This window comes from Actinocrinis sp. (assembly GCF_035946395.1).
Taxonomy (GTDB): Bacteria; Actinomycetota; Actinomycetes; order Streptomycetales; family Catenulisporaceae; genus Actinocrinis.
On sequence record NZ_DASYZI010000445.1, the window covers coordinates 1 to 6,062 of the forward strand.

The 6,062-nt window shown below is 70.3% G+C and carries 6 protein-coding genes; 1 reads left to right on the top strand and 5 read right to left on the bottom strand.

Translation table 11 applies throughout. From position 1 onward, the window contains the following. Positions 1-762 (bottom strand): bifunctional riboflavin kinase/FAD synthetase (locus VGS97_RS28330; protein ID WP_326856741.1); only part of this gene is annotated, 762 nt, incomplete at its 3' end. Between the two features lie 121 nt (positions 763-883). On the opposite strand from VGS97_RS28330, the gene VGS97_RS28335 reads away from it, so the two are divergent. Then, positions 884-1,651 (top strand): hypothetical protein, encoded by a 768-nt coding sequence (locus tag VGS97_RS28335; protein WP_326856742.1) that lies wholly within the window; start codon positions 884-886, stop codon positions 1,649-1,651. A 125-nt stretch (positions 1,652-1,776) separates the two neighbouring features. Here VGS97_RS28335 and truB read toward each other — a convergent pair whose 3' ends face one another. From truB to infB, 4 genes are all read right to left on the bottom strand, one after another. Next, positions 1,777-2,796: a tRNA pseudouridine(55) synthase TruB gene (gene truB / locus VGS97_RS28340; protein ID WP_326856743.1), complete on the bottom strand. Its 1,020-nt coding sequence runs from the start codon at positions 2,794-2,796 to the stop codon at positions 1,777-1,779. 121 nt (positions 2,797-2,917) lie between these two features. After that, a complete protein-coding gene (gene rbfA, locus VGS97_RS28345; RefSeq protein WP_326856744.1) occupies positions 2,918-3,385 on the bottom strand; it encodes a 30S ribosome-binding factor RbfA in 468 nt (155 codons plus the stop codon). A 72-nt stretch (positions 3,386-3,457) separates the two neighbouring features. Beyond that, positions 3,458-3,754 (bottom strand): DUF503 domain-containing protein, encoded by a 297-nt coding sequence (locus VGS97_RS28350; RefSeq protein WP_326856745.1) that lies wholly within the window; start codon positions 3,752-3,754, stop codon positions 3,458-3,460. Positions 3,755-4,012: 258 nt separating this feature from the next. Next, positions 4,013-6,062 (bottom strand): translation initiation factor IF-2 (gene infB, locus VGS97_RS28355; RefSeq protein WP_349262298.1); only part of this gene is annotated, 2,050 nt, incomplete at its 5' end.

The window sequence follows — 6,062 nt, forward strand, 5'->3', positions numbered from 1 at the left end:
GAAGGTCGGGTTGGTGCCGATCGAGATGGCCGCGGGCAACGGATCGCCGTCCACGACGAGCCAGCCCGCGTAGACGCCGTCGGCGGGGATGGCCGTGTGCGGCGGGGTGTCCACGTTCGCCGTGGGAAAGCCGAGCTCCCGCCCGCGCTGGGCGCCGCGCACCACGACGCCCTCGACACGGTGCGGGCGGCCGAGCCGCAGTGCGGCGGTCTCGACCTCCCCGGCGAGCACCATCTTGCGCACATCGGTCGAGGAGAAGCGCTGCCCGCCGCTGTCTTCGGGCGCGGCCAGCGGCAGCCCTTCCGCGGTGAAGCCGTACTTCTCGCCGAGTTCGGTCAGCGTGTCGAGCGTGCCGGCGGCGCGGTGGCCGAACCGGAAGTTCTCCCCGACCACGACCGCGACCGCGTGAAGCCGCTCGACCAGCACCTGCCGGACGAACTCCTCGGGCGTCAGCAGGGAGAGTTCCGTGGTGAACGGCAGCACCAGAACAGCGTCGACGCCCAGCTTCTCCATCAGATCGACGCGGTGGGCCGGGGTTGAGAGCAGCGGCGGGTGGGTACCCGGGCGTAGGACCTCGCTTGGGTGCGGGTCGAAGGTGAGCACCACGGCCGACGCCCCCCGCGCCCCGGCCAAGGCGACGGCGCGACGCACGACGGCCTGGTGGCCGAGGTGGACGCCGTCGAAGAAGCCGACGGTGACGACGCAGCCGCCGGGCGCACCCCAGCCGGGGGGCAACTCGGCCAAGCCGTGCCAGCGCTCCATGAAACCGTCACTCCTCCAGCTCGACTGCGGTCAACAACCAACCTTGCCAGATCACGCCCCGTGATCCACACCGGCGGCCCCTGTCGTCCGCCGGACCGCTGGCCCTACCATGTTCGGTCGCATGCCCATCACACGAGGGGACCCCGTCGCCATGGCTTACCCGCCGTCCGGACAGTATCCGGCCTACCCCCAGTATCCCGGCCCGGCCGGGATGCCCGCCAAACCGCCCGCTCCGCAGACCGTGCAGAACGCGTTCTACCTGATGCTGGCCGGGGCGGCGCTGCAACTGCTCTCCGGGATCGCGGCGCTCGGCTCGGTCTCCAAGATCCGCGACACGATCAGGACCCAGCACCCCGACTACACCAGCACCCAGGTCGACAGCGCGGTGCGCGTCGGCGAGGCCTTCGCCATCGTCCTGGTGCTGATCGGGATGGGCCTGTGGATCTGGATGGCGTTCGCCAACCGGGCCGGCAAGAACTGGGCGCGGATCACCGGCACGGTGTTCTTCGGCCTCGACTCCCTGTCGCTGGTCATCAGCCTCGCCGTGAGCGGCAGCAGCGCGATGAGCACCACCAAGACGTCGCCGTTCAGCGTCATCGTGGGCATCCTGATCTGGGTGGTCGGCCTGGTGGCCGTGATCCTGCTGTGGAACAAGCAGTCGAGCCCGTACTTCAACCAGCAGCAGTTCGGCCCCGGCCCCGGCGGTTATCCGCCATATGCGCCGTACCCGCCGTATCAGGCACCCGGCCAGCAGCCGTATGGCGCCATGCCACCGCAGTACGGCGCACCGCCGCAACAGCAGTACGGCGCGCAGCCACCCTACGGTGCGCCACCGCAGCAGCCGCCGTCGGACCCATGGTCCAACCCGAATCCGCCACAGCAGCAGTAAGAAGTCAGTAACGCGCTATACGAACGCGCCACCGTGCTGACAAGACCAAAAAGACACAGCATCAGACGAACACGGCTTCAGACGAACGCAGCGTCATACAAACGCAACACAGTACAAACGCACCGTCAGACGAACACGGCGATGGGCTTGGCCCGGCCGCCGCGCTCCTCCACCAGCGCGAGGAACGCCCCGTCCGGGCCGAAGACCGCGATCGGCCCCTCGCCGAGTCCAGGCGAGGGCAGGAACCCGCCGTGCGCGATCGACTTGGCCTGCTCGTCGCCCACGTCGTAGCGGGGGAAGGCGGCTGCGGCGGCCACCGCGAGCGACAGCACGGGTAACGGCTCGCCACGCTCCACACAGTGCGCGAACTGGTCCAGCGTGTGCGCCTGCGTCAGACTGTACGGTCCCACCGACGTGCGACGCAGCGCCGTTAGATGCCCGCCGACGCCGAGGGCCGCGCCGAGGTCCCGTGCCAGTGCGCGAATGTACGTGCCGCTGGAGCATTCCATGGTGACCTCAAGATCGGTGACTTCGAGATCGGTGACGTCCGAAGCGACGTCCAAATCAATGGCATCGGAGTCGGTGGCACCAGAGCCGATGACGCCGGGGTCAATGACGCTGCGATCACGCAGTTCGGCCTTGTCATGCCGGATCTCGTGCACGTCGAAGCGGTACACCGTCACCGGTCGCGCGGCCAGCTTCACCTCGTCGCCGGACCGCACTCGTGCGTACGACCGCACGCCGTTGATCTTGATCGCGGAGACCGACGACGGCACTTGCATGATCTCGCCGGTCAGCGGGCCGATCGCGGCCAGAATGGTCGCGTCGTCCAGATGCCCGGCGGGGACGGCCGCGGTCACCTCGCCCTCGGCGTCATCGGTGACGGTCGCCTGGCCCAGACGAATCGTCGCCTCGTACACCTTGCGGCTGAGCGCGAGATGGCCGAGCAGCCGCGTCGCCTTCTCCACGCCGAGCACCAGCACGCCGGTGGCCATCGGGTCGAGCGTCCCGGCGTGGCCGACCCGGCGGGTTCCGGCCAGCCGCCGCATCCGCCCGACCACGTCGTGCGAGGTCCAGCCGGCCGGCTTGTCCACGACCACCAGGCCGTCCGGCGCGGCCGGACGACCCGTATCAGCGTGCTTCATCGACACCCGCGCCTCATTCGACACCGCGCTTGAAACCGACACTGTGCTTGAAACGGACACTGTGCTTGAACCAACACCGTGTTTGCATCGACGCCGCGTACCGTCCGCCGGTCACTGTGGCTCAGGCGTCCTCGTCGCTCTCGTCGCCGTCCTCGTCTTCGGACTCGGCGCGCGCAGCGCGGTACGGGTCGGACTCCCCGGCGTACTTCGCGTCCTTGGCGACCTCGTGCACCTTGGCGTCCGCGGCCGCGGCGCGGGCCAGCAGCTCGTTGATCTGCTTGGCGCCGTCCGGGATCGCGTCGGCCACGAACGCGAGGGTCGGGGTGAACTTCACCCCGGTCTGCCGGCCGACCTCGCTGCGCAGGATGCCTTTCGCCGACTCAAGGGCCGCGGCGGACTCGGTGCGCTCGCTCTCGTCGCCGTAGACCGTGTAAAAGACCGTGGCCTCGCGCAGGTCGCCGGTGATCCGGGCGTCGGTGATGGTCACGAAGCCGAGCCTGGGGTCCTTGACCCGGGTCTTGAGCGTCTCGGCCACCACCACCCTGATCCGGTCGGCCAGCTTGGCCGCGCGCGCGGTGTTGTTCGCCATGGTCCCGCTCCTGTCTGCCGCCGGGCCCTGGGCCGTGCCCCGGGCGCCGCGGTACTCGATCCTTGTCGGTCTTCAGTCGTCTTCGTCGTTGTGGACGCGGCGGCGCACGGACAGCAGCTCGAATTCGGGCCGCCAGGCCACCGCGCCCTCGCAGTCATCCAACAGCTCCACCACGCGATGATGCGAGCCCGCCACGACGGCGACGCCCAGTATCGCGCGGCGGTGCAGGTCCTGGCCGCCCACCTCGGCGGCGGCGACCGCGGCCCGGCGGTTGAGATCGGCCAGCAGCGGCCTGATCAGGCCGCGCTTCTCCTTCAGCGAGTGCACGTCGCCGAGCAGCAGGTCAAGAGTCAGCGTTCCGGTGAACACCAGTGCATCAGGGCCAACCCGGCCGCGGGGATGAGGCTCTTCGAACTCGGCAGGGGCTTTGTGTGCGGCTGTGGGCTCGTCCGCCGCTGCGCGTCGACCGACCCTGCGCCGCGGCCCCTGCCGAGTTCGAAGAGGGGGATGAGGTTTTTCCACGCGCCATCCGCGCGGGGGTCGCCATCCGGCCGGGTGCCGACGCCGCGCGGTGCGGCGTACGGTCACCCGGCCGGTCGTGGCTCAGCCGGCTCCCGTCAGTCCTTGTCAGACGCGGGGCTTCTCGCGCATCTCGTACGTCTCGATGACGTCGTCGACCGCGATGTTGTTGAACGAGCCGAGGCCGATACCGCACTCGAAGCCCTCGCGGACCTCGGTGGCGTCGTCCTTGAACCGGCGCAGCGACTCGATCGACAGGTTCTCCGCGACGACCGCGCCGTCCCGGATGAGCCGGGCCTTGGCGTTGCGGCGGATGAGGCCGGAGCGGACCAGGCAGCCGGCGATGTTGCCGAACTTGGAGGAGCGGAAGACCTCGCGGATCTCCGCGGTGCCCAGCTGCACCTCCTCGAACTCCGGCTTGAGCATCCCCTTGAGCGCGGCCTCCATCTCCTCGATCGCCTGGTAGATGACCGAGTAGTACCGGATCTCCACGCCCTCGCGGTCGGCCTTGGCCTTGGCCCGGCCGTCCGCCCGCACGTTGAAGCCGATGATGATGGTGTCGCTGGTCAGCGCCAGGTCCACGTCGGACTCGGTGATCGCGCCGACGCCGCGGTGGATGATCCGCAGGTCGACCTCCGCGCCGACGTCCAGCTTGAGCAGCGCGTCCTCCAGGGCCTCCACCGAACCGGAGACGTCGCCCTTGATGATGAGGTTGAGCTGCTGGATGTCGCCGGCCGCGAACGCGCTGCCGATGTCCTCCATGGAGACGCGCACCCGCCGCTTGGACAGCAGCGCGTTGCGGTCGCGGGCGGCCCGCCGCTCGGCGATCTGCCGGGCGACCCGGTCCTCCTCGACCACCAGGAAGGTGTCGCCGGCCCCGGGCACCGAGGTCATGCCGAGCACCTGCACCGGACGCGAGGGGTCGGCGAGTTCGACGTTGGCGCCGTTCTCGTCGAGCATCGCCCGCACCCGGCCGTGCGCGTCGCCGACCACGATGGTGTCGCCGACCCGCAGCGTGCCGCGCTGCACCAGCACGGTGGCCACGGCGCCGCGGCCGCGGTCGAGGTGCGCCTCGATCGCCACGCCCTCGGCGTTCTGGTGCGGGTTCGCCCGCAGGTCCAGCGAGGCGTCCGCGGTCAGCACGATCGCTTCGAGCAGGTCCTCGATGCCGATGTTCTCGCGGGCGGAGATGTCCACGAACATCGTGTCGCCGCCGTACTCCTCGGCGACCAGGCCGTACTCGGTGAGCTGGCCGCGCACCTTGGTGGGGTCCGCGCCCTCCTTGTCGATCTTGTTCACCGCGACCACGATCGGCACGTCCGCCGCCTTGGCGTGGTTGAGCGCCTCGATGGTCTGCGGCTTCACGCCGTCGTCCGCGGCCACCACGAGCACCGCGATGTCGGTCACCTTCGCGCCGCGGGCACGCATGGCGGTGAACGCCTCGTGGCCCGGGGTGTCGATGAAGGTGATCCGCCGCTCGCTGCCGGCGACCTCGGCCGCGACCTGATAGGCGCCGATGTGCTGGGTGATGCCGCCGGCCTCGCCCGCGACCACGTTGGACTTGCGGATCGCGTCGAGCAGCCGGGTCTTGCCGTGGTCGACGTGGCCCATGACGGTGACGACCGGCGGGCGCGCCGCCAGGTCCTCCTCGCCGCCCTCGTCCTCGCCGAACTCGATGTCGAAGGACTCAAGCAGCTCGCGGTCCTCCTCCTCGGGCGAGACGATCTGGATCTCGAAGCCGATCTCGGAGCCGATCAGCTGGAGGATCTCCTCGTTGACCGACTGGGTCGCGGTGACCATCTCGCCGATCGCGAAGGCCGCCTGCACCAGCGCGGCCGGGTTGGCGCCGATCTTCTCCGCGAGGTCCATCAGGGACGAACCACGGGTCAGCCGCACGACCTGCCCGTTGCCGCGGGGCAGCAGCGCACCGCCCATCGACGGGGCCTGCATGTTGTCGAACTCTTGACGCCTCTGCTTCTTCGACTTGCGCCCACGGGCCGGGCCACGCCCGCCGGGACGGCCGAACGCGCCCTGCGTGCCGGAACCGCGACCGCCGCGACCGGCACCGCCGCCGCCACCGGGACGGCCGCCGAAGCCGCCGCCACCGGGACCACCGGAGCCGCCGGGGGCACCGCCACCGCCGCCGGGACGCGGACCG

What these genes read in the sequence shown, in the direction of transcription:
- VGS97_RS28335 (WP_326856742.1), top strand. Translation starts at nt 884, where the DNA reads ATGCCCATCACACGAGGGGACCCCGTCGCCATGGCTTACCCGCCGTCC.
- truB (WP_326856743.1), bottom strand. Translation starts at nt 2,796, where the DNA reads ATGAAGCACGCTGATACGGGTCGTCCGGCCGCGCCGGACGGCCTGGTG.
- rbfA (WP_326856744.1), bottom strand. Translation starts at nt 3,385, where the DNA reads ATGGCGAACAACACCGCGCGCGCGGCCAAGCTGGCCGACCGGATCAGG.